This is a genomic window from Streptomyces sp. NPDC030814, assembly GCF_055572155.1.
On record NZ_JBVIDX010000025.1, the window covers coordinates 99,946 to 120,533 of the forward strand.

General features: G+C 72.4%; 11 protein-coding genes. 6 read left to right on the top strand and 5 right to left on the bottom strand.

The annotated features are described in order from the left end of the window. Positions 1 to 162: 162 nt before the first annotated feature. Positions 163 to 1,374 carry an L-2-hydroxyglutarate oxidase gene (gene lhgO / locus ACZ43N_RS34885; RefSeq protein ID WP_468103045.1) on the bottom strand — a complete coding sequence of 404 codons (1,212 nt, stop codon included), beginning with the start codon at positions 1,372 to 1,374 and terminating at the stop codon, positions 163 to 165. A 962-nt stretch (positions 1,375 to 2,336) separates the two neighbouring features. Further along, complete coding sequence (locus tag ACZ43N_RS34890) at positions 2,337 to 3,761, bottom strand: hypothetical protein (protein WP_009320877.1); 1,425 nt, start codon at positions 3,759 to 3,761, stop codon at positions 2,337 to 2,339. 713 nt (positions 3,762 to 4,474) lie between these two features. Between ACZ43N_RS34890 and ACZ43N_RS34895 the strand changes: the two genes are divergently transcribed. From ACZ43N_RS34895 to ACZ43N_RS34905, 3 genes are all read left to right on the top strand, one after another. Continuing rightward, positions 4,475 to 6,568, top strand: a complete 2,094-nt coding sequence (locus ACZ43N_RS34895; RefSeq protein ID WP_468103046.1) for an asparagine synthase-related protein — start codon at positions 4,475 to 4,477, stop codon at positions 6,566 to 6,568. Positions 6,569 to 6,822: 254 nt separating this feature from the next. Continuing rightward, the gene (locus ACZ43N_RS34900) at positions 6,823 to 7,593 is read left to right on the top strand and encodes a calcium-binding protein (protein WP_468103047.1); all 771 of its coding nucleotides are present in this window, start codon (positions 6,823 to 6,825) and stop codon (positions 7,591 to 7,593) included. Between the two features lie 148 nt (positions 7,594 to 7,741). Further along, the gene (locus tag ACZ43N_RS34905) at positions 7,742 to 11,128 is read left to right on the top strand and encodes an ATP-binding protein (protein ID WP_468103048.1); all 3,387 of its coding nucleotides are present in this window, start codon (positions 7,742 to 7,744) and stop codon (positions 11,126 to 11,128) included. A 59-nt stretch (positions 11,129 to 11,187) separates the two neighbouring features. Here ACZ43N_RS34905 and ACZ43N_RS34910 read toward each other — a convergent pair whose 3' ends face one another. After that, positions 11,188 to 13,137: a sigma-70 family RNA polymerase sigma factor gene (locus tag ACZ43N_RS34910; protein ID WP_468103049.1), complete on the bottom strand. Its 1,950-nt coding sequence runs from the start codon at positions 13,135 to 13,137 to the stop codon at positions 11,188 to 11,190. Between the two features lie 259 nt (positions 13,138 to 13,396). Further along, positions 13,397 to 14,176, bottom strand: a complete 780-nt coding sequence (locus ACZ43N_RS34915; RefSeq protein WP_468103050.1) for a TetR/AcrR family transcriptional regulator — start codon at positions 14,174 to 14,176, stop codon at positions 13,397 to 13,399. Positions 14,177 to 14,566: 390 nt separating this feature from the next. On the opposite strand from ACZ43N_RS34915, the gene ACZ43N_RS34920 reads away from it, so the two are divergent. Next, positions 14,567 to 15,934, top strand: coding sequence for an NAD(P)/FAD-dependent oxidoreductase (locus ACZ43N_RS34920; protein WP_468103051.1), 1,368 nt, complete (start codon positions 14,567 to 14,569; stop codon positions 15,932 to 15,934). Between the two features lie 270 nt (positions 15,935 to 16,204). Further along, complete coding sequence (locus tag ACZ43N_RS34925; RefSeq protein WP_468103052.1) at positions 16,205 to 17,878, top strand: ATP-binding SpoIIE family protein phosphatase; 1,674 nt, start codon at positions 16,205 to 16,207, stop codon at positions 17,876 to 17,878. Between the two features lie 290 nt (positions 17,879 to 18,168). On the opposite strand, the gene ACZ43N_RS34930 is transcribed toward ACZ43N_RS34925, so the two are convergent. Continuing rightward, positions 18,169 to 19,446 (bottom strand): MFS transporter, encoded by a 1,278-nt coding sequence (locus ACZ43N_RS34930; protein ID WP_468103061.1) that lies wholly within the window; start codon positions 19,444 to 19,446, stop codon positions 18,169 to 18,171. A 143-nt stretch (positions 19,447 to 19,589) separates the two neighbouring features. On the opposite strand from ACZ43N_RS34930, the gene ACZ43N_RS34935 reads away from it, so the two are divergent. Then, on the top strand, positions 19,590 to 20,147 hold the full coding sequence (locus ACZ43N_RS34935; RefSeq protein WP_468103053.1) for a MarR family winged helix-turn-helix transcriptional regulator: 558 nt from the start codon (positions 19,590 to 19,592) through the stop codon (positions 20,145 to 20,147). Positions 20,148 to 20,588: the final 441 nt, after the last annotated feature.

Consider the following 20,588-nt stretch of genomic DNA (forward strand, 5'->3'; position numbering starts at 1 on the left):
CGGACCCCCATCCGAAGCCGAAGCCGCAGCGGACCCGAAACCCATATTGGAGCGAACCCGAACCCCGAACCCCGAACCGCAGCGGCCCTCAAGCCGAATCAGCGCCAAAGCCCGAGCCTCATCCGCAGCGGACCCCGACCCGCGGTCGGCACGCGAGCGCGGTCACACCGCTGCCAGCGCGGCCAGTGCCCTCCTCCCCACCTCCCGCCCGATCGGCAGTGACGCCGTCGCCGCGGGCGACGGCGCGTTCAGCACATGTACCGCCCGCGCACCCTCGCGGATCATGAAATCGTCCACCAGCGTCCCGTCCCGCAGCACGGCCTGCGCCCGCACCCCGGCCGCGGCCGGTACGAGGTCCCCCTCGGAGATCCCGGGCAGCAGCCGTCGTACGGCCGTCGTGAACGCCCGCTTGGACACCGACCGCCGCAGTTCCCCGGCCCCGTAACGCCAGTGCCGCCGCGCTATCCGCCAGGCTCCGGGCCACGCCAGCGTCGCCCCCAGCTCCCGCACCCGTACGGTCCCCCAGCCGTATCCCTCGCGGGCCAGCGCCGGCACCGCGTTGGGGCCGAGATGCACGCTTCCGTCGATGCCCCGGGTCAGATGCACCCCGAGGAACGGGAACGCCGGATCGGGCACCGGATACACCAGCCCCCGCACCAGCTCGGGCCGCGCCAGCTCGTAGTACTCCCCCCGGAACGGCACGATCCGCATCCCCGGCTCCTCCCCGGTCAGCCGGGCCACCTCGTCGCAGTGCAGTCCGGCGCAGTTCACGAGGACCCGCCCCCGTAGGACGTCACCACCGCGGATCCGTACGGCAACGCCCAGCGAGGCCCGCCGGTCGATCCGCTCGACCTCGGCCCCGTACCGGATGTCGGCGCCCGAGGCCGCCGCGAGCTGCCGGGCGACCCCCACGAAGTCGCAGATCCCGGTGGTCCCGACGTGTATGGCGGCGAGCCCGCGCACCTCCGGCTCGTACTCGGTGATCTGGGCGGGGCCCAGCTCCCGGACCGGTATCCCGTTCTCCCGGCCGCGCTGCACCAGGGCGTGCAGCCGGGGCAGCTCCGACCGCTCCGTGGCGACGATCAGCTTCCCGGTGACCTTGTGGGGGATGCCGTACTCGGCGCAGAACTTCACCATCTCGGCGGCGCCCTTGACCGCGTACTGGGCCTTCAGCGATCCGGGCCGGTAGTAGATCCCGCTGTGGATGACCCCGCTGTTCCGCCCGGTCTGGTGCCGGGCGGGGCCAGGCTCCTTCTCCAGCACGGTCACCCGCGTCCCCGGCGCGGCACGTGTGATTGCGTACGCCGTCGACAGCCCGACGATCCCACCGCCGACCACGAGCACATCACAGTCGTAAGCGCCCAGCCTCCGCACGCGCCCCACCTCCCGACTTTGATAGTGCACTGCACCACTGACAATGCCCTCAAACCCGGAAGACGTCTTCATGGCCTCGGTCACGTCCCCGAGACCGGCGCCCCCGAAGGGGCGCGAGGAACCGCACGAAACCCACCACGCACCCGCACACGCAAGATCACAGGAGCCCGGCCACGCGAGCGGGCGCCCCGCCACCCGGGGTCGATCCGCACTCGCAAGATCACAGGAGCCCGGCCACGCGAGCGGGCGCCCCGCCACCCGGGGTCGATCCGCACCCGCAAGATCACAGGAGCCCGGCCACGCGAGCGGGCGCCCCGCCACCCGGGGTCGATCCGCACCCGCAAGATCACAGGAGCCCGGCCACGCGAGCGGGCGCCCCGCCACCCGGGGTCGATCCGCACCCGCAAGATCACAGGAGCCCGGCCACGCGAACAGGCGCCCCGCCACCCGGAGTCGATCCCGCACCCGCAAGATCACAGGAAGCCAGCCACGCGAGCGGGCGCCCGCCAGGCCGAGACCTGTGCGCCCGGATGCCGTGGCTGACCACCGGGGAGGCCGAGGACGTCACCGACCCCGGAGTCGATCCGGCACCGGGAAGATCACAGGAGCCCGGCCACGCGAGCGGGCGCCCGCCACCCGGAGTCGATCCGCACTCGCAAGATCACAGGAAGCCGGCCACGCGAGCGGGCGCCCGCCAGGCCGAGACCTGTGCGCCCGGATGCCGTGAGTGACCACCGGGCAGGCCGAGGACGTCACCGACCCCGGAGTCGATCCGGCACCGGGAAGATCACAGGAGCCCGGCCACGCAAGCAGGCGCCCCGCCACCCGGAGTCGATCCGCACCCGCAAGATCACAGGAGTCCGGCCACGCGAGCGGGCGCCCGCCACCCGGAGTCGATCCCGCACCCGCAAGATCACAGGAGCCCGGCACCCGAGCAGGCGCCCCCACCCGAAGCGGAGCGCCTACGCCGGTGTCATCAGCAGCGGCCGTGCCCTCTCCCGCAGCTCGATCACCCGCGGTTCGTCCCCGTACGGCTCCAGCCGGTGCAGAAGATCCTTGACGTACTCGGTCGTGCGGGCCGAGGAGATGCGCCCCGCGACCTCCACCGCCCGTACCCCCTGCTCGCATGCCGCGTCGAGGTTGCCGGACTCCAGTTCCGCGACCGCCGACACGACGAGCCGCAGGCCGTGCGAGCGTACGAACTCCTCAGTCGGCCGCGACAGCGCCTGCTCGGTGAAGCGGCGCACCTGTCGCGGCGCCTTGAGGTCGCGGTAGCACTCCGCGGCGTCCGCGGCGAACCGGTCGTAGCCGTAGAAGCCGAGCCAGGACGGGTCGTTGTCGCCGTCCCGGGCCCGCTCCAGCCACCCCTCGGCGGCCTTGAGGGCGGCCCCGGCGGCCACCGCGTCGCCCGCACGCGCGTGTGCCCTCGCCTCGACGAGCCGGAAGAAGCTCATGGTGCGGGCGGTGGCGAGCCCGCGGTTGCGCTCCAGCGCGGCCTGGGCGAGGTCGACGCCCTCGTCGCCGAACCCGCGGTAGGTTGCCTGCAGGGACATCGTCGCCAGGACATACCCGCCCAGCGGCACGTCGGCCGCGGCGCGCGCGAGCCGCAACGCCTGGATGTAGTACCGCTGGGCGGCCTCCTGTTGACCCGTGTCAAAAGCCATCCAGCCTGCGAGGCGGGTGAGTTCGGCGGAGGCTCCGAAGAGCGCGCGGCCCACCTCGTCGGAGTACGACCCGAGCAGCAGTGGCGCGGCCTCGACCCGCAGGCACTCCGGGACCATCGACGAACGCCAGTCGCCGCCTCCGTACTTGGAGTCCCAGCGCCTGGCGTCCTCGGCGGCCTCGCGCAACTTCTGCACATCGCTGTGGCCGACTTTCAGCGGCGACCCGGAGCCCTCCGCGGAGCTCGCCTCGCGCGCCACCGAGCTGTCGGCCGGGGTTATCAGCCAGCGGGAGGCGGGCGTCGCGTACGCGCTGACCGCGAACGACCCGGCGAGTGACTGCCAGATGCCGCCGGAGCCGGCACGACGGCCGGCGAGGTCGAGGCGGTACAGCTCGGTCGCCGACCGCACGGCCTGTCCGACGTCACGGGGGAAGGCGAGGCCCACCTCGGGTGCGGGATCCGCGTCCGCCAGGCCGATCTCGTGCAGCGGCACGGGTCGGCCGAGCTTCTGGCCGATGGCGGCCGCGATGAGATGCGGCGCGGCGCCCTGGGGGACCATGCCCTTGGAGACCCACCGCGCCACCGACGTCTTGTCGTAGCGAAGTGTCAGCCCGCGCTGAGCGCCAAGATCGTTGACGCGACGCGCGAGTCCTGCGTTGCTGATTCCCGCGAGGGCGAGAACGGCGCCGAGCTTTTCGTTCGGCCCGCGTTGCTCCCTGGACATGCGCCACCCCTCGAACAGACGGCTGCCGCGGCGGCATAGGCACGCGGCATTCGTAAACCCAGCGTAGTTCGCCGCATCCCAAGCGTTAAGGGGCCTAAATCCGGATGGCGGGAATGTGGTCCGTACGAAAGTACGGACAGAGTACGGACGGTTGCGGCGTGCCCCCGCTGTGTGGCCGTGCGCCCGTCCGTGCGCTCTTCTCCGGCCAGTGGGGGAGCGGTTCCATGGTCGTGCGTGGGTCGGCCCGCTGTACTGGATCCAGTGGGCTGGGGGACACCGCCGCCTTCATCCCCGCGGGTGGCGGACCGGTCCGGGAGGTGAACTCCGCCTCCCGGACTGTGCGTTGACACTGAGTCGCCATCGGGGCCGATAGGGAGGGTGTGTGAGTTCTGTCCCACGATCCCGATTTGGCCGAAAATCGATGGTGGGTACGGGGGGTCAATACCCCTCCGACCACGTCTCTTGAGGGCGCGTTAGGAGTTTTGGGGGAGCGTATCGGGGGCGCATTCGCGTCGTAGACCCGGGGTCCACCTTTGTCGACCACCCCGCTCCAGACGCCGTTCGACGGTGTGCCGGGGGAGCGTTGACGGCTCCCCAGGGGCGCACTTGGCGGTGCGCAAGCCGCTCCGCACGCCCTCCCTCGAGCCTCCTTCGTGGCAGCATGGGTGCCGTTCGTCCGGTGCACTGGTTGTCCACAGCCTGTGGAGGCGTCGATGCGGTGGTTGGTGGGATGGAGCAGTACCGCCGCTGGCTCGCACGCCCTCGGCTCCGCCGGAGCCACCGGCCCGGGCGGTGAAGCGGTGCATCCGGTCGGCTCCCACCCGCTGTGGGGCGATCCCGATCCGCTGTGGGCCGTCGGCGACTGGCGCCCCGACGAGGTGCGTGTCGTGCAGGCCGACGCCCAGACCAGGATCGCCGTCCTCGGCATCTGCGGAGCCTCCGACGAGCAGCTGCGCGTGGGCCTGTTCGCCGCCCGCGGCGGTGCCCTCCGCCATCTCACCGCCTGGCCCGGCAGCTACACGGCCGTCGTCCAGGTCGGCCGCCGGGTGACCGTCTGCGGTGACCTCGCGGGTGCGCGCCCCGTCTTCTACACGCCCTGGGCCGGCGGCACCGCGTACGCGACGGCGGCCCTGCCCCTGGCCGACCTCGTCGAGGCCAACCTGGACTTCGGGCACCTCGCGGCCCTGCTCGCCGCCCCCGACGTACCGGACGCCCTCCATGACTCCACGCCGTACGACGGCGTGCGCCGCATTCCCCCGGGGCATGCGCTCATCCTGCGCGCCGGGGCGCGTGAGATCGCCGGCTACGAGCCCGTCGCGTCCCTCGCCGTCGCCGCACCCGCCGCCGACCCGGCCGGCGCGGTGGACGCGGTGAGGGACGCTCTCGTAGAAGCAGTACGCACACGCCTGTCGGCTCCGCGCCACGTCCCGGACGTCGATCCGGGCCCGGTGCCCGGAATGGGCCCCGCGGAACGCCGCGCCGCCCGCGGAATGCCGGTTCCCGGCATCGGCGCCGACCTCTCCGGCGGCCCCGCCTCGGGCACGCTGGCCCTCCTCGCCGCCGGCCTCCCCGGCGCCCCGGGCACGGTCCTCGGCCATGGCACGGGCGCCGGCGAACGCCTCCTCGCCGTCACCTTCAACGACCTGGCGACCTCGGGCCGCGAGGCCGAACTGGAACGCGCGGGCATCCTGGCCGCCAACCCCCGCCTCCACCACGTGGTGGTGACCGGCGGCGAGGACGACCTCCCGTACGCCGACCTCGAAGTCCCGCTGACCGACGAACCGGGCCCCTCCCTGGTCATGGCGGCCCGCCACCGCGTCCGGCTCGCCGCCGGCAGCGCCGACCACTTCACCGGCTACGGCGCCCGCCAGGTCCTGGACGCCCACCCGGCCCGGCTGGCCGACCTCCTGATGGACCGCAAACGCCGCCACCTGGTCCGCCCGGTCGCCGCCCTCGCCAAGGCGGACGGCTCGGTGATGGTCCCCGCCCGCGTGTACGGCGCCGCCCGGAAACTGGCCCGCACTCCCTACCGCGTGGGGGTGGAGGTCCTGGCCGACCGTCTGATGCGCCGTCGCTTCGAGGAACCCGGTGGCGCCGTGGGAGCCTCGCTCGCCGCGCTGACCTGGGCGAGACCCGGGCCCGCCGCCCGCTGGCTGACGGGCGAGGCCCTGGCAGAAGTATCGATTCGCCTGGGTGCCGTGTCGGGCCGCCCCAGCGTCGGCCCGGGGCAGCGCCCCGGCGACTTCCGGGCCCGCGCGGCCCTCGCCCGCCACGCCGCCGACCTCCGGGTCCTCGAACAAGCCGCCGAGATCCGCTCCCAGCGCCTGCACACCCCGTTCCTCGACAACCAGGTCGTCCGCGCCTGCCGAGCCCTCCCCGAGGCCCTGCGCGTCCAGCCCGGCGCCCGCGCCGCCATTCTCCGCACGGTCCTGGAGGGCGCCGGTGTCACCGACCTCCCGCCCGGCTGGGGTGCCCCCTCCCACGCCACTTCCGCCGCCGCGGCCCGCACCGGCCTGCGGGCCGCCGCCGACACCCTGATCGGCCTCTTCGACACACCGCTCCTCGCGCAGGCCGGCCTGGTGGAGGCCCGCGTCGTCCGCAAGGCCCTCCGTGCTGCCGCCGCCGGTGAACCCCTGCCCCTGGACGGCCTCGCCGACCTCGTCTCACTGGAACTCTGGCTGCGCCGCCTCCTCTCCCGCCGGGGCACCTGCTGGACGGGCACCCCGGCCAGACAGCGCGCGGTCCCGGCCGGGATCACCCCCCAGCGGGGCGCCCTCGGCGCGGGGGCGACGGCACGACGGGGGTAGCGCCGGCCCGGTCGTCGAAGACGTGACCGGCGTCGAGCCCCGCCCGAAGCCCGACACCCGTGAGCGGACGCCCGCCACAGCCCCAACGGCGAAGCGGAATCCCGACATCCGGACGTGTACAACCAACCGGGCCCGTGGGCGGTCTTCCCTCGCGATCGGACAGACGTCCGGCTCCCCGGCACCTCACGTGCACGTACGCGCCCCCCGACGCAGGGCACACACGAGGTGCCCGTAGCCCTTGTGCCTGGAGAACCATGCGTACACGTACGGCCGCGGCCGCCACCCTCGGCAGCTCGGTGCTGCTCTCGCTGCTCGTGCCCGCCGCCGCCCACGCGGACACCGCGAAGGGCGACACGGTCTTCACCTCGGTGAACTTCAACCAGAAGACCTTCAACGTGGGCGCCAGCGCGGCCCAGACGGTCACGGTCGCCGCCACGGCCAAGGACGGGTCGGGCATACAGGGCATCTTCGGCGCGAAGCTGATCAGCTCCGACGACCGGATCATCCACGCCCACGCCGCCGACTGCACGCGCCCCACCTCCACCACCATGAAGTGCGTGTTCAGGTTCACCCTCGACCCCGACGGGACCGACTACTACGACCTCAGGAACAGCTCGGCCGGCACCTGGCGCTTCACCGCCGAGGCCGTCGCCAAGGACAGCGACTTCTACGACCTGGAGACCAGCGCCAGGATCCAGGTGAAGCGCCTCGCCAAGCTCACCACCACCCAGGCCGGCCCCGAGCCCGTGGCCAAGGGCGCCAAGCTCACCGTCACCGGCGCCCTGACCCGGGCCGACTGGAACACCAACACCTACGTGCCCCACACCGGCCGGTCCGTGGCCCTCCAGTTCAAGAGGTCCGGCACCTCCACGTACACCACGGTCAAGACGGTCGCCACCGACGCAAGCGGCAAGCTCAGCACCACCGTCACCGCCGGCACCTCCGGCACCTGGCGCTGGAAGGCCACCGCCACGTCCACGACGAGCGGAGCGACGGCGTACGGCGACGCGGTGACGGTGAACTGACCGCGGCGGCGCCCTGCCGAGGGCCCGCGGCGCTGCCCCTGGGGACGGGGAGGGAGCGGGCGGGAGGGAGCGGGCGGGAGGGAGCGGGCGGGCAGGGGCGGTGGGGCGCGAAAGTCCCCCACCCCCTCACCCGGGCGACAATGACCCGGTGCGCTACGCGATCCTGGGACCCGCCCGTGCCGAGAACGACCAGGGCACCCCCATCCCGCTCGGCGGCCCCCGGCTCCGCGCGCTCCTCACCGCCCTGGCCCTCCGCCCCGACCGCCCCGTCCCCCTCCCCACCCTCATCGACGACATCTGGGCGGCCGACCCGCCCGAGGACGCCCACGCCGCCCTCCAGGCCCTCGTCGCCCGCCTGCGCCGAGCCCTCGGCCGACACTCCATCACCTCGGAGCCTGGCGCCTACCGCTTGGCCACCACCCCCGCCGACGTGGACCTCTTCGCCTTCGAACACCTGCTGAACGACGCCAAGGCGGCCCTCGCCCAGGACGACCCGACCACCGCCGCCGACACCCTCCGCGAGGCCCTCTCCCTCTGGCGCGGCCCGGCCCTGGCCGACCTCCCCGACCGCACCGCGGCCGCCCGTCCCGAGGCCCTCCACGCGGAGGCGACCCGCGTCCGGATCGAGGCGGACCTCCGGCTCGGCCGCGCCACCGACCTCGTACCGGAACTCCGGGAACTCACCGGGGGGCACCCCTACGACGAGCCGCTGCACGCCCTTCTGATCCGGGCCCTGCACGAGGCGGGCCGCACCGCGGAGGCCCTGACGGCCTACGAGAACGTACGGCGGTCCCTGAGGGAGTCCCTGGGCACGGATCCCGGCCGGGACCTGCGCACCCTCCACGCGAACCTGCTCGACCCCGGGGCGGGCCGCCCTTCTTCGAACGGTTCCCGCTCCAGCTCTTTCCCCAGCCCCGGCCCCACGGGCGACCACCCGCGGACCGGGCACCCGGCGACTGCGCACTCCTCGACTCCGCAGCCGCCGGGCCCCGCACCCCGAGCCGGGAACATCCGCCCCCGCCTGACCTCCTTCGTGGGCCGGGAGCGTGAACTGAAGGCCATCCGCTCCGATCTGCGCAGGACCCGCCTCGTCACCCTCACCGGCCCCGGCGGCTCCGGGAAGACCCGTCTCGCCGAGGAGGCCGCCACCACCCACCCCCGGGCCTGGCTGGCGGAACTGGCCCCGCTCGACGGGCCGGAAGCGGTGCCGGGTGCGGTCGTCACTGCCCTCGGCCTGCGCGAGACTGCCCTGATCACCCATGAGCCGGTGGCAGCGCAGGACGACCCGGTCGCCCTCCTGGTGGAGCACTGCGCCCAGCGCGACCTGCTCCTGATCCTCGACAACTGCGAACACGTGATCGAGGCTGCTGCGGAACTGGCGGAGACCCTCCTCACCCGTTGCCCCGGCCTGACGATCCTCGCCACCAGCCGGGAACCCCTGGGAGTACCGGGCGAGACCGTACGCCCGGTCGAGCCCCTCCTCCCGGCCTCCGCCCAGCACCTGTTCGCGGACCGGGCCGCCTCCGCACGTCCCGACGCGGACGCCGTGCTGCGGGCCGACCCGGACGCCGTGGACGAGATCTGCCACCGCCTGGACGGCCTCCCCCTGGCCATCGAGTTGGCGGCCGCCCGGCTGCGGCTGCTCACACCCCGCCAGATAGCCGACCGCCTGGACGACCGTTTCCGCCTCCTCACCTCGGGAAGCCGTACGGCACTGCCGCGTCAGCAGACCCTGCGCGCCGTCGTCGACTGGTCCTGGGACCTGCTGGACGAGGCCGAGCGCACGGTGCTGCGCGAGGTGTCGGTGTTCGCCGGGGGCTGGGATCTCACGGCGGCGGAGGAGGTCTGCACGGGCGGCGCCGCGGCGGCCGACATCCTCGGCGCACTGGTCGACAAGTCCCTCGTCCTCGCCGCGCCGTACGAGCACGACAGCCGCGTCATGCGCTACCGCATGCTGGAGACGATCCATGAGTACGCCACGGAACGTGCCGCCGAGACCCCCGCGCTCCGCTCCGCCGCCGAACTCCGCCACACCACCTGGGTCCGCACCCTCCTCGACCAGGCCGAGCCCCGGCTGCGCTCCGCCGAGCAACTCCCCTGGATCCACCGTCTGGAGACCGACCTGGACAACATCAGGGCCGCGCTCCACCGGGCCCTCACCAGCGCCGACGAACCCACCGCCACCGACCTCGCCCTCGCCATGGGCTGGTTCTGGTGGCTCCGCAACTTCCGTCAGGAAGGTGCCCACTGGGCGGACCGCATCCTCCGCCTGGGCATCACCCTGGACGAAAACAACGCAGCCCCACCGGATGGGAACCGGGACGACGGCGAAGCCGAGGCAGCCGACCCCGTCACCGCCTTCCTCAACGACCCGACCCCCACCCGACACCCCCGCCACCACCCGCGCATGGCCCTCCGCCTCCTCCACCTGGCCCTGCTCGCGGAGTCCGGCCCCATCGGCGTGCCGAACGACCCCGACGCCCGCGCCTACGTAGCCCGCCTCAGAGCCCTGTCCGGCCACACCGGCCCCGCCGCCGCCCGCTTCCCCGGCCTGGTCTGGCCCCTCACCGCGTACATGCTGGACGGTCCGGCCACGGTCGACATCCGCGCCATGATGGACGAGGCGGTCGCCAACTGCCGTGAGCACGGCGGCGACTGGGAACTCGGCTTCACGCTCATGCTCCGCACCCACATGCTCGTCGACTCCGCCGGCAACATGCTCGGCGTCGAGGACGACCTCACCGAACTCCGTGCGATAGCCGACCGTGTGGGCGACCGCTGGATGCGCGCCCAGGTGCGCAGCGCAGCGGGCGAGGCCGCGATGGCCCGGGGCCGTTTCGCCGACGCGAAGGGCGAGTACGAGGAGGCGCTGCGGCTCGCCTACGAGGTGGGCGCGAACGCCGAGTCACCGTTCCTGATCGCCCGCCTCGGTGAGATCGCCTACCGCTCCGGTGACCGCGCGGCGGCCCTGGCCGCGCTGGACGAGGCCACCATGGCCGCCGATCGCTTCGGTGTGCCGGACTCCCGTGCCTTCGTCTGTCTCCTCCGCGCCCATATGGCGCTGGACGACGGCGATCACGTCCACGCCCGCGAGCTGTGGCGGTCGGCCCGTGACGAGACGCGTCGCGGCACACCGCCGCCGCAGTTCAAGGCCTTCCTTGACCTGGTCGACGGCCTGGTGACGACCGCCGAGCGGGGCCCGGCGGCGGGACTGCGCAGCCTCACCGAAGCCCTGCGGACCGCGGTGGACAACCGTTGCGCCGAGACGGTGATCGCGGCCCTGGCCGACGGCGCGGCGACCCTAGTGTCCCGTCTCGGCGACCACGCACGCGCCGTCCGCCTTCTCGCCGCCGCGACCCGCTGGCGCGGCGACCACCCCTGCGCCCTCCCGGAGCACCACGAACGCGAGCGGACCCGGACCGCCGCCCTCACCGCCCTCGGCGGCCACCGTTACGACGCCGAGGCCGACAGGGGCAGGGCCCACACCCCGCTCACGGCCCTCGACGACCTGAGGCAGTTCCTCGAAGCACTCTGAGGCCCCACCCGGTCCCTGAGCCCTCCGCGGCCCCCACCCGCTGGGCCCTTCTCGGGTCCCTACGCGCAGCTGAACCGTGACTCCGCCCGGCCCGCCGGCGTCGCCCTGTCGAGATGACCGTGCGGTTCGGCGACCAGCCGTACCGCCTGCCGCCCGGCGACGTCCACCCGTACCGGAACCGCCGCGTCCCCGCCCTCGGCCAGCCGCGACTTCCACAGCAGCACTCCGTCGCCGTAGACGGAGAAGCGCGCCTTGCCGTGGCCGAGCGCCATGTCGTCCACGCCGACGAGCGCGTCGTACGAGGTGCACCGGCGGTTGAGATCGACGGCGACGGAGGAGCGGCCGTGGACCGTCACCCCGTGCGCATACCGCTTCTCGGCGATCGTCATCCCGTACCGCTGCCAGACCCAGCTGCTCCCGCCGAGCCGCGTCTCGTGCTCGGTTCCGGCGCCGGAGCCGAGGGGGCCGTACCGCAGCTCGTTCCACGGGTACACGGCCGGCGGCGGAGCGGGCGCGGGAACGCGCGGGGGAGGCGGTGTGCGCGACGGCTTCGGGGGCGAAGGAGTCGGCGTGGGCGCCGCGGCCGGGGTGGGCGGCGCCGCCACGGGCGGCGCGGGAGCCCTGGACGGCTTCGGGGTCGGCGTGCGAGCCGGGGACGCCTTGGCCGGCGGCGCCCCGGCCCCCGGGTCTCCGGTCCCGGGCTTCTGCGTCGGGTCTCCGGTCGCGGGGTTCTGCGTCGGGGGTTTCGACGGCGCCGGCTCGGGCGAGACGTCGGCGGACCGCGGGGGAGGCGGCTCCGCCAACGGCTCCGTGTCCTGGCCCTCGTGGCCCGCCAGCGCCAGCGCTACCGCCGCGGCGGCCATCCCGGCGATACTCACCGCGATACCGGCCTTCGCGGGCGTGCCGAACATCTTCGCCGCGGTCCCTTGGCCGGCCTCCGCTCCACCGGAGCCCCCGCTCGTCGCCGCGCCCGCGGCCCCGGCCGCACCGACGCCCGCGCCCCCGGCGACGATCGCGGCGGCCTTGCCGTATCCGGCGGGCCCGAACCACCCGATGACCGCGAGCGGTACGACCGCCGGGATCCCGCCGGCGACTTCCTTGATCTGCCCGGCGGCCAGCCGGCACGCCGCGCACTCCGCCAGGTGCTTGCGCAGCCCCCGCTCGGCCCGAGTCCGCAGTGTGCCTCGGGCGTACGCGCCGAGCCGGTCGGCATAGCGCCCGCACTCCGCCGAGTTGCCGGCGAGGGAGGCACTGACATGGGCCTGGAGATATGCCTGCTTGAGCCCTTCCCGTGCCCGGCTGGCGAGCACCCGGGTCCCGTTGGCGTCCAGCCCGAAGAACACCGCCACCTCGCTCGGCGACTCGTCCTCGACCTCGGTGTGCCACAGCACGGCCTGCCACCGCTCGGGCAGCGATCTGAAGGCCCGCATCGCCATCGACCGGTCGGCCTCGCGCATCGTCCGGACGTCCGCGCCGAGATCGAGCGCGTCGGTGTCCGAGCCCCCCGTGCCGCGCGCCGCCTGCGCCGCGAAGACCGCGAAGTCGTCGACCAGGTGCTCCCGCCTGGCCGAGGTCGTCCAGTTCGCCGCGACCCGCCGTACCGACGTGAGCAGATAGGCCCGTACGGCGTGCTCGGGACCGGAGCCCCCGCGCACGGCCTGGAGCATCCGGGCGAAGACCTCGGCCGTCAGATCGTCGGCGGTGTGGGCGTCCCGGCAGCAGGTGCGCGCGTACCGGCGCACGGCCTCGGCATGACGCCGGTACAGCTCCTCGTACGCCGAGTCCTGGCCCGCCCGCATCCGCTCGATGAGATCGGCGTCGGCCGGCGCCCGCTCGGCGTCCCGCACGCGGGGAGGCGGCAACGCCCCCGAGTCGTACCGTTTCCGCTGCGCCGGAACCTCGCCACGACCCCCCTGGGCGGGCACCTGGGGCCGGTCCCGCCGGCCTGCCCGCGCCTGAGGAGGCCGACCACCCTCACCCGGCGATCCGTCCCGCCCGTCCACACCCATCGCGGAAGCCCCCGCCGCCTGCCGACACAGTCCCGAACACCGAGTCACCCTGCCATATTGGCTTTTGTTCGGCCTTCGTCCCGAAGGGCATATCACCCGTCCGAGCGCCTTCTCGGCTCTTGCGTACGAGTTCACTCATACGGGTCCTCAAGCGCTTCGTCCGGCCAAAGGGGCACAGCCGTCGGTGACGGAATCAGGAAGGGGCGGTGTGGGCCGAAACGCCCCACACCGCCCCCAAGGTGGCGAACCACCCTCACCCTCAAGCCGGGCGAGACCGCAGCCCCTCCAGCAAGATGTCCAGCAACCGTGCCGAAGCCGCAGCCTGCTGCGCCGCGTCCGGCAGGGACGGCGCCGCCGTGGCGATCACCAGCAGCACATCGGCCACGGTCACGTCCTCCCGCAGCTCACCCGCCGCCCGAGCCCGCTCCACCAGCTGACCCACGACCTCCAGCAGTGCCGAGGCCCCGGCGTCATCGGCGGGCCCGGCACCCGTCGGTGCCGGCGACGCCACCAGCCGCAACTCGGTCCCCGCCGCCTGGCCCCGCTGCTGCGGCACCCGGTGCTCGTCCGCGGTCTGGCCGACACCGACCTCGGTACCGTCCTCCGCGACCCCGACCCGCAGTACCTGCGGCGGCAGCAGCCGCCCGGCACCGGAGGCCACCGACGTCCGCAGGAAGCGCGACAGCGCCGACCACGGGTCTTCTTCCTGCCCGAGCGCCACCCGCGCCTGGTCGGTGAGCCGGGACGTCTCCTCCTCGGCTATGCGCCGGACCAGGACGTCCTTGCTCGGGAAGCGCCGGTACACCGTGCCCACGCCGACCCGCGCACGGCGGGCGACGTCCTCCATCGGCGCGCCGTACCCCAGCTCGCCGAAGACCTCGCGCGCCGCGCGCAGCACGTGCTCGAGGTTGCGCTGTGCGTCCACACGGAGCGGGGTCGACCTCGACCCCTCCCCGCGACCGTTGCCGCCCGCCGTGGCGATCGCGCCGCTGGGCGCGAGAGCGGAGGCGGACGACCAATGAGAGTCCTGAATATGCATATGTGTTCCCCCGGTAATGACGTCTCCCCCCGGAGACTCTCCCCGTCATCGGAAGCCGGAGCGGCGGAACGAGCGTTCGCGGTTCTCCTCGGTTCGGAGCCTGAACCCGACCGAATCCCGCGAACGCATCCCCCCTGTACCCCGTCAACACACGAACATAGTTGAGAGGGAGTCAATTCAGAAGGGGCACGTTCCGCAGCGAGCGCACCTCGATCGGAGTACGGGCGGTTTAGGTACCGTTTGCGCCCCCCGCTGCCACCCGGCTCACACCACCTGACCTGCGCACCTGCCGCTCACACCGGCGAATCGGCCAACCCCGCGCCCCCAAGGGAACCGGTCACACAAATTGCCGGGGCTGTGGACAAACCAGCGAGAGAGGTGCGTCATGGGATGGTGAAGGAACGGATGCGCATCCTCATCGTCGGCGGCGGCTACGTCGGGCTGTACACCGCGCTGCGTCTGCAGCGGCAGCTGAAGCGGGAACTGAGTAGCGGCGACATCGAGATCGTCGTCGTGTCCCCCGACCCTTATATGACGTATCAACCCTTCCTTCCGGAGGCCGCCGCGGGTTCCATCTCGCCCCGCCATGTCGTGGTCCCGCTGCGTCGTGTCCTGCACCAGTGCAAGGTCGTCATCGGCGAGGCCACCGAGATCAACCACGCCAAGCGCATCGCGACCCTCACCACCCTCGCCACCGAGGAGGAGGGGGCGAGCGCCGAGCAGTTGACGTACGACGAGCTCGTCCTCGCGCCCGGCTCGATCTCGCGCACCCTGCCCGTCCCCGGTCTCGCCGACTACGGCATCGGCTTCAAGACCGTCGAGGAGGCCATCGGCCTGCGCAACCACGTCATCGAGCAGATGGACATCGCCTCCTCCACCCGCGACCCCGCGATCCGCGACGCCGCCCTGACCTTCGTCTTCGTGGGCGGCGGCTACGCCGGCGTGGAGGCGCTCGGCGAGCTGGAGGACATGGCCCGCTACACCGCGCGGTACTACCACAACGTCAAGCCCGAGGACATGAAGTGGATCCTCGTGGAGGCCTCCGACCGCATCCTCCCCGAGGTCGGCGAGGAGATGGGCCGCTACACGGTCACCGAACTGCGCCGCCGCAACATCGACGTACGCCTCCACACCCGCCTCGAGTCCTGCGCCGACCGCGTCGCCGTCCTCAGTGACGGAGCCCGCTTCCCGACCCGTACGGTCGTCTGGACGGCCGGTGTGAAACCGCACCCGATCCTCGCCGCCACGGACCTGCCGCTGAACGAGCGCGGGCGCCTGAAGTGCACCCCCGAGCTGTCCGTGGAGGGCGTCTCGCACGCGTGGGCGGCCGGCGACGCGGCCGCCGTCCCCGACATCACCGCGAACGAACCGGGCAAGGAGACCGCCCCCAACGCCCAGCACGCCGTACGCCAGGCCACGACACTCGGCGACAACATCGTGCGCTCGCTGCGCGGACAGCCACTGGAGGCGTACTCCCACAAATACGTCGGTTCCGTCGCCTCCCTCGGACTGCACAAGGGCGTGGCGCACGTCTACGGCCGGAAACTGAAGGGCTACCCCGCCTGGTTCATGCACCGCGTCTACCACCTCAGCCGGGTGCCGACCTTCAACCGCAAGGCCCGCGTCCTCGCCGAATGGACCCTCGCCGGGCTCTTCAAACGAGAGATCGTCTCCCTCGGATCACTCGAACATCCCCGTGCGGAGTTCGAACTGGCTGCCGGTGGAAAGGCTCATGACGACCCGAAGGGGTCGTCCTGACCGGATCCAGGAACTCCACCGTTCAGGCCGACGTCTGACGGATGTCGGCCTGGTCGGACAGACTGGTCCGCGACATGATCCATGATCTCGGGCGGGGCCACCCCTGCCCGAGCAGGACACGACGTAGCCCGTACGAAGGACCCCCGAAGTACCCACTCGCCATTGACGACCAGGCGTCCCCACCGCTGCACCCCGGAGCACACCCCCGGACCACCGGCCGGATCCGGAGCCGGCCACAGACAACACCACGAGGCACGAGGCAAGGATTCGGTGAACTTCACCCGTTGGAGCGCCCGGCTCCCCGGTACGCAGCGCCGCGCCGCAGCGCGGACCGAACACACGGTCACCCCGGACCGGCGGGGGGAAGGCGCCGTGCCTGCGGCCCGCGCCGAACGGCGGAGCGACGACCCACCGGACGACACCCCGCCCGTGCCCGCCGTCGACGACCTTCCCACGCGCGAGATCCTCGACCGCATCCCGGCCCTCGTCGCCCTCGTACACGGCCACGACCACCGCACCGCCTACGTCAACGACGCCTACGTCGCGGCCTTCGGCGTACGCCCGCTCGGCGCACCGGCCCGCGAGGCCCTGCCCGAGCTGGAATCCCTCGGCCTGCTCCCCCTCCTCGACCAGGTCCTGCGCAGCTCCAAGCCCCGCACGGTCAAGTCCCGCAAGGCCCCCTCCGGCCGCTCGTACACGATCACCTGCACACCGGTCGATGTCCCCGCCGGTACCGGGCCCGGCGAGGGCGGCGTCCTCATCTTCGCCGCCGACGTCACCGACCACGCCGAGGCCGCCGAACGCCTCCGCGCCAGCGAACGCCGCCAACGGGAAACCGCCGTCACCCTCCAGCGCTCCCTCCTCCCCCAGGAACTGGAGGAACCCGACGACCTGCGCATCGCCGCCGTCTACCACCCGGGCGGCACGGAAACCGCCGTCGGCGGCGACTGGTACGACGTCATCACCCTCGGTGGCGGCCGCACGGCCCTGGTCATCGGCGACGTCATGGGCCGAGGCGTACGCGCCGCGGCCGTGATGGGCCAGCTCCGCACGGCGGTCCGCGCCTACGCCCGCCTCGACCTCCCGCCGCACGAGGTGCTCCAGCTCCTGGACGGCCTCGCCACGGAGATCGACGCCAACCAGATCGCCACCTGCGCCTACGCCGTCCACGACCCCAACGAGGGCCGCCTGGTCTACGCCTCCGCCGGGCACCTCCCCATCCTCGTCCGCGACGAGAACGGCACGGTCCAGCGCGCCCACGAACCGATCGGTCCTCCGCTCGGCACCGGCGGCTGGATGCACGCCTCCGGCTCGATCGCCCTGGGCCCCGGTTCCACGGCCGTCCTCTACACCGACGGCCTGGTGGAACGCCGCAACGAGGACCTGGACGAGGGTATCGCCGCGCTGGAAAGAGCCCTGGCCGGTGCCACCGGCACGCCCCAGGTGATCTGCGACCGTCTGGTCCGCTCGACCGGCGTCACCGCCGACCACGACGACGACGTCGCCGTCCTCGTCCTCCAGCACCCCTCCCGTACCGGCCCCGACGGCGAACTCTTCCGCAACGCCGCCCTGGAACTCCTCGGCGGGGTCGAAGCGGCCCCCCGGGCCAGGGCTTTCGCCTCCGGCGTCCTGACGAGCTGGCGCTTCCCGCCCGACCTTCACGACCTGGGCGTCCTCGCCGCCAGCGAACTGGTCGCCAACTCCCTCCAGCACGGCACCCCGCCCATGCGGCTGCGGCTGCGCCGTACCGACCGCCGCCTGATCGTCGAGGTCACCGACGGCAACGACCACCTCCCCCGCCGCCGCCGAGCCGAACCCGGCGACGAGTCCGGCCGAGGCATCGCCATCATCGCCACGATCGCCTCCAACTGGGGCAGCCGCCGGACGCCTGGCGGCGGCAAGGCGGTCTGGTGCGAGTTCGCCCTACCGCGGTCCACGGCGTAGGGGTGGAGGCGGGGGTTCGTGGGCGGCTGCGGGTGGGTGGGGGTTGCTCGCGCGGTTTCCCGCGCTGCTGAAAAGCGACCGGGGCTGCGCCCCGTGCTTTTCGACGGTGCCACCTGAAGGCCGGGCCGCAGGCCCATGCCCTCATGGGCGCGGGGAGCTGCGCGAGAAACCGCGACGAACCCGCACCCGCTAACAACGGGCGCACCCCTGAGCTGGAAGGCGCCGAAGTGGGGGCGAAGGGGCGGCAGCCCCAACTGGATGGGACGGGTAGGGCGGCGGGGCGAGAAAACTCAGGCCCGAGCCACCGCGGACTCGATCCCCGCCCCACCGCGAGCAACCACACGACTCTTTTTTCCAGACCCGGGCAGATCCTGCACCACCGTGAGCTCCCGCCCCAACCGAACCGCAAGCACAACGATCCCAAGGGAGAACACCAGAAACACCACGACATACGCCACATGCCATGACGCCCCCATGGGCCCACCCACCGCCGGCCCCACCGCCAGCGCCAACTGCTTCACCAGCGCGAACGCGGAGTTGTACTGCCCTGCCATCCCCTCCGGCGCAAGATCCGCCACCAGCGGAGCAACCGTCGGCGACAACATCGCCTCACCCAGCCCGAACAGCGCGTACGTGGACACGAATGCAGCCGTGGCCATCGTCTGGCTCACCTGCCCGAGCCCCGCGACCGCGGCCACACCCCACGCCACTGCCCAGATCAGCCCGACAGCCGCGATCACCCGAGACCGCCGACGCCGCTCCACGAACCGCAGCACGACGAACTGCGCGAGCACGATCACCGCGGTGTTCGCCGCCAGCGCCGTGCCGAGCGCGGACGTCGATATCCCGGCCGCCTCGACTCCATACGCACTGAGCCCCGACTCGAACTGCCCGTAGCAGGCGAAGAACAGCACGAACCCCAGCACAGACAGCTGCACCATGGCCCGATTGCCGAGCAGCTGCTTCCAGCTCGCCTTGGACGATCCCGCCGCCACCTTCGCGACCTTCGCCGCCCGAGGCATCCGCATGGTCGCCATCACACCGACGAGCAGCAGGAACATCGCCGCCTGTATGGAGAACAGCAGGGTGAAGGATCCCGCGCGCGTGGCGTCCACCAGGTGCCCGCCTATCAGCCCGCCGACACCGAGCCCCAGGTTCTGAAGGAAGAACTGCGTCGCGAAGGCACGCGACCGCGTCTCCGCACCGGAGCAGTCGACGATCATCGTCGCCAGCGCCGGCTGCGTCACGGCCTGCCCTGCCCCGAGCGCGGCCGCGGACAGCAGCACGGTCGTCGCCCCGGTGGCCAGCCCGAGGCTCATCGAGCCGATGGCAGCCATGACCAGGGCGGCGAGCAGCACCGGAAGCGGACCGCGCCTGACTATGGCCCGTCCGGCGAACGGCAGCACCACCAGCGCGGCCACGGCGAAGATCGCGAGCACGACCCCCGCCGTCGTCGCACCGAGATCCCGCACCTGCGCCACATAGACGTACAGATACGGGACGGTGAAGCCGAGCCCGAACGCGCCGAGCGCGTTGCCCACATGAATCCGACGCATCGCTGCGCCCATCCCCCTGGTCACGTTCACCTGCCTAGGTAGGGGAAGCCTCCACCCAAACATTAGAAGTGAAGACTTCGAAGCTAAAACTTAGAAGCTAAACACTACACCTCGAAGGACTTCGATGCCAAGCGATGGCATGCCATACTGCGGCCATGGGCGACACCTCTGGCAGCAACGGCACCGCCGAGCCGACACTCGAAGAGCAGATCGCCGCGTACCAGCGCGAGTTCCAGGACCTCGACCCCCAGGTCGAGAAGATCGTCTCGGCGCTCTCCCGCCTCAACCGCCGGATGAACGTCGCCTACGGCCGCCAGACCGCCGCCCTCGGCATCAGCAGCGCGGAGTGGGAGGTCCTCAAGGCCCTCGTCCTCTCCGGAGCTCCGTACCGCATGGGCCCGAGCGACCTCGCCAAGCGGCTCGGTCTCACCCCGGCCGCCATGACCCACCGGATCGACCGCATGGTCGCCGAGGGCCTGGTGACGAGGGAGCGGGACGAGAGCAACCGCGTCCGCGTCATCGTGGAGCTCACCCCCGACGGCCGGGAGAAGTGGCTGCAGGCCATGCGCCTCGCCTCCGTCTTCGAGGAAGACCTCCTCCAGGACCTCTCTCCGCTGGAACGCACCGTCCTCGGCGAGGTGCTGACCCGACTCCTGCGCCGCGTCGAGGACGCCCAGCCGGACGCCGGCGGCAGGCTCACCGACCTCGACTGAGGTCGTACGCTTGAGGGGTGCCCGAGGTTTGACCAGGGGACGCCGAGGGGATGCTTGACAGTCCACCCGCAGATCCGTAGAGTTCTTCGGGTTGCCGCGGAGCCGTAACGGTTCTGCGACAGCACCTCCGCCGCTGAAGCGGCACCCAAACCAACCAGAGCGATCTCCCAGCCGGGATGAATTCGGCGTGCCCGAATTCAATTCGATTTGGGTTCGACAGGCCCGATTGGGAACTGCCGAGCAGATCCGCTAAGGTTTGGGACGTCGGAACGGCCCAACGGCCGTGAAGACAAACCCCGCTGACTGGGAATCAGGCCCGAAAGGATCTGATAGAGTCGGAACCGCTGGAAAGGGAAACGCGAAAGCGAGAACCTGGAAAGCACCGAGGAAATCGGATCGGAAAAAGATCTGATAGAGTCGGAAACGCAAGACCGAAGGGAA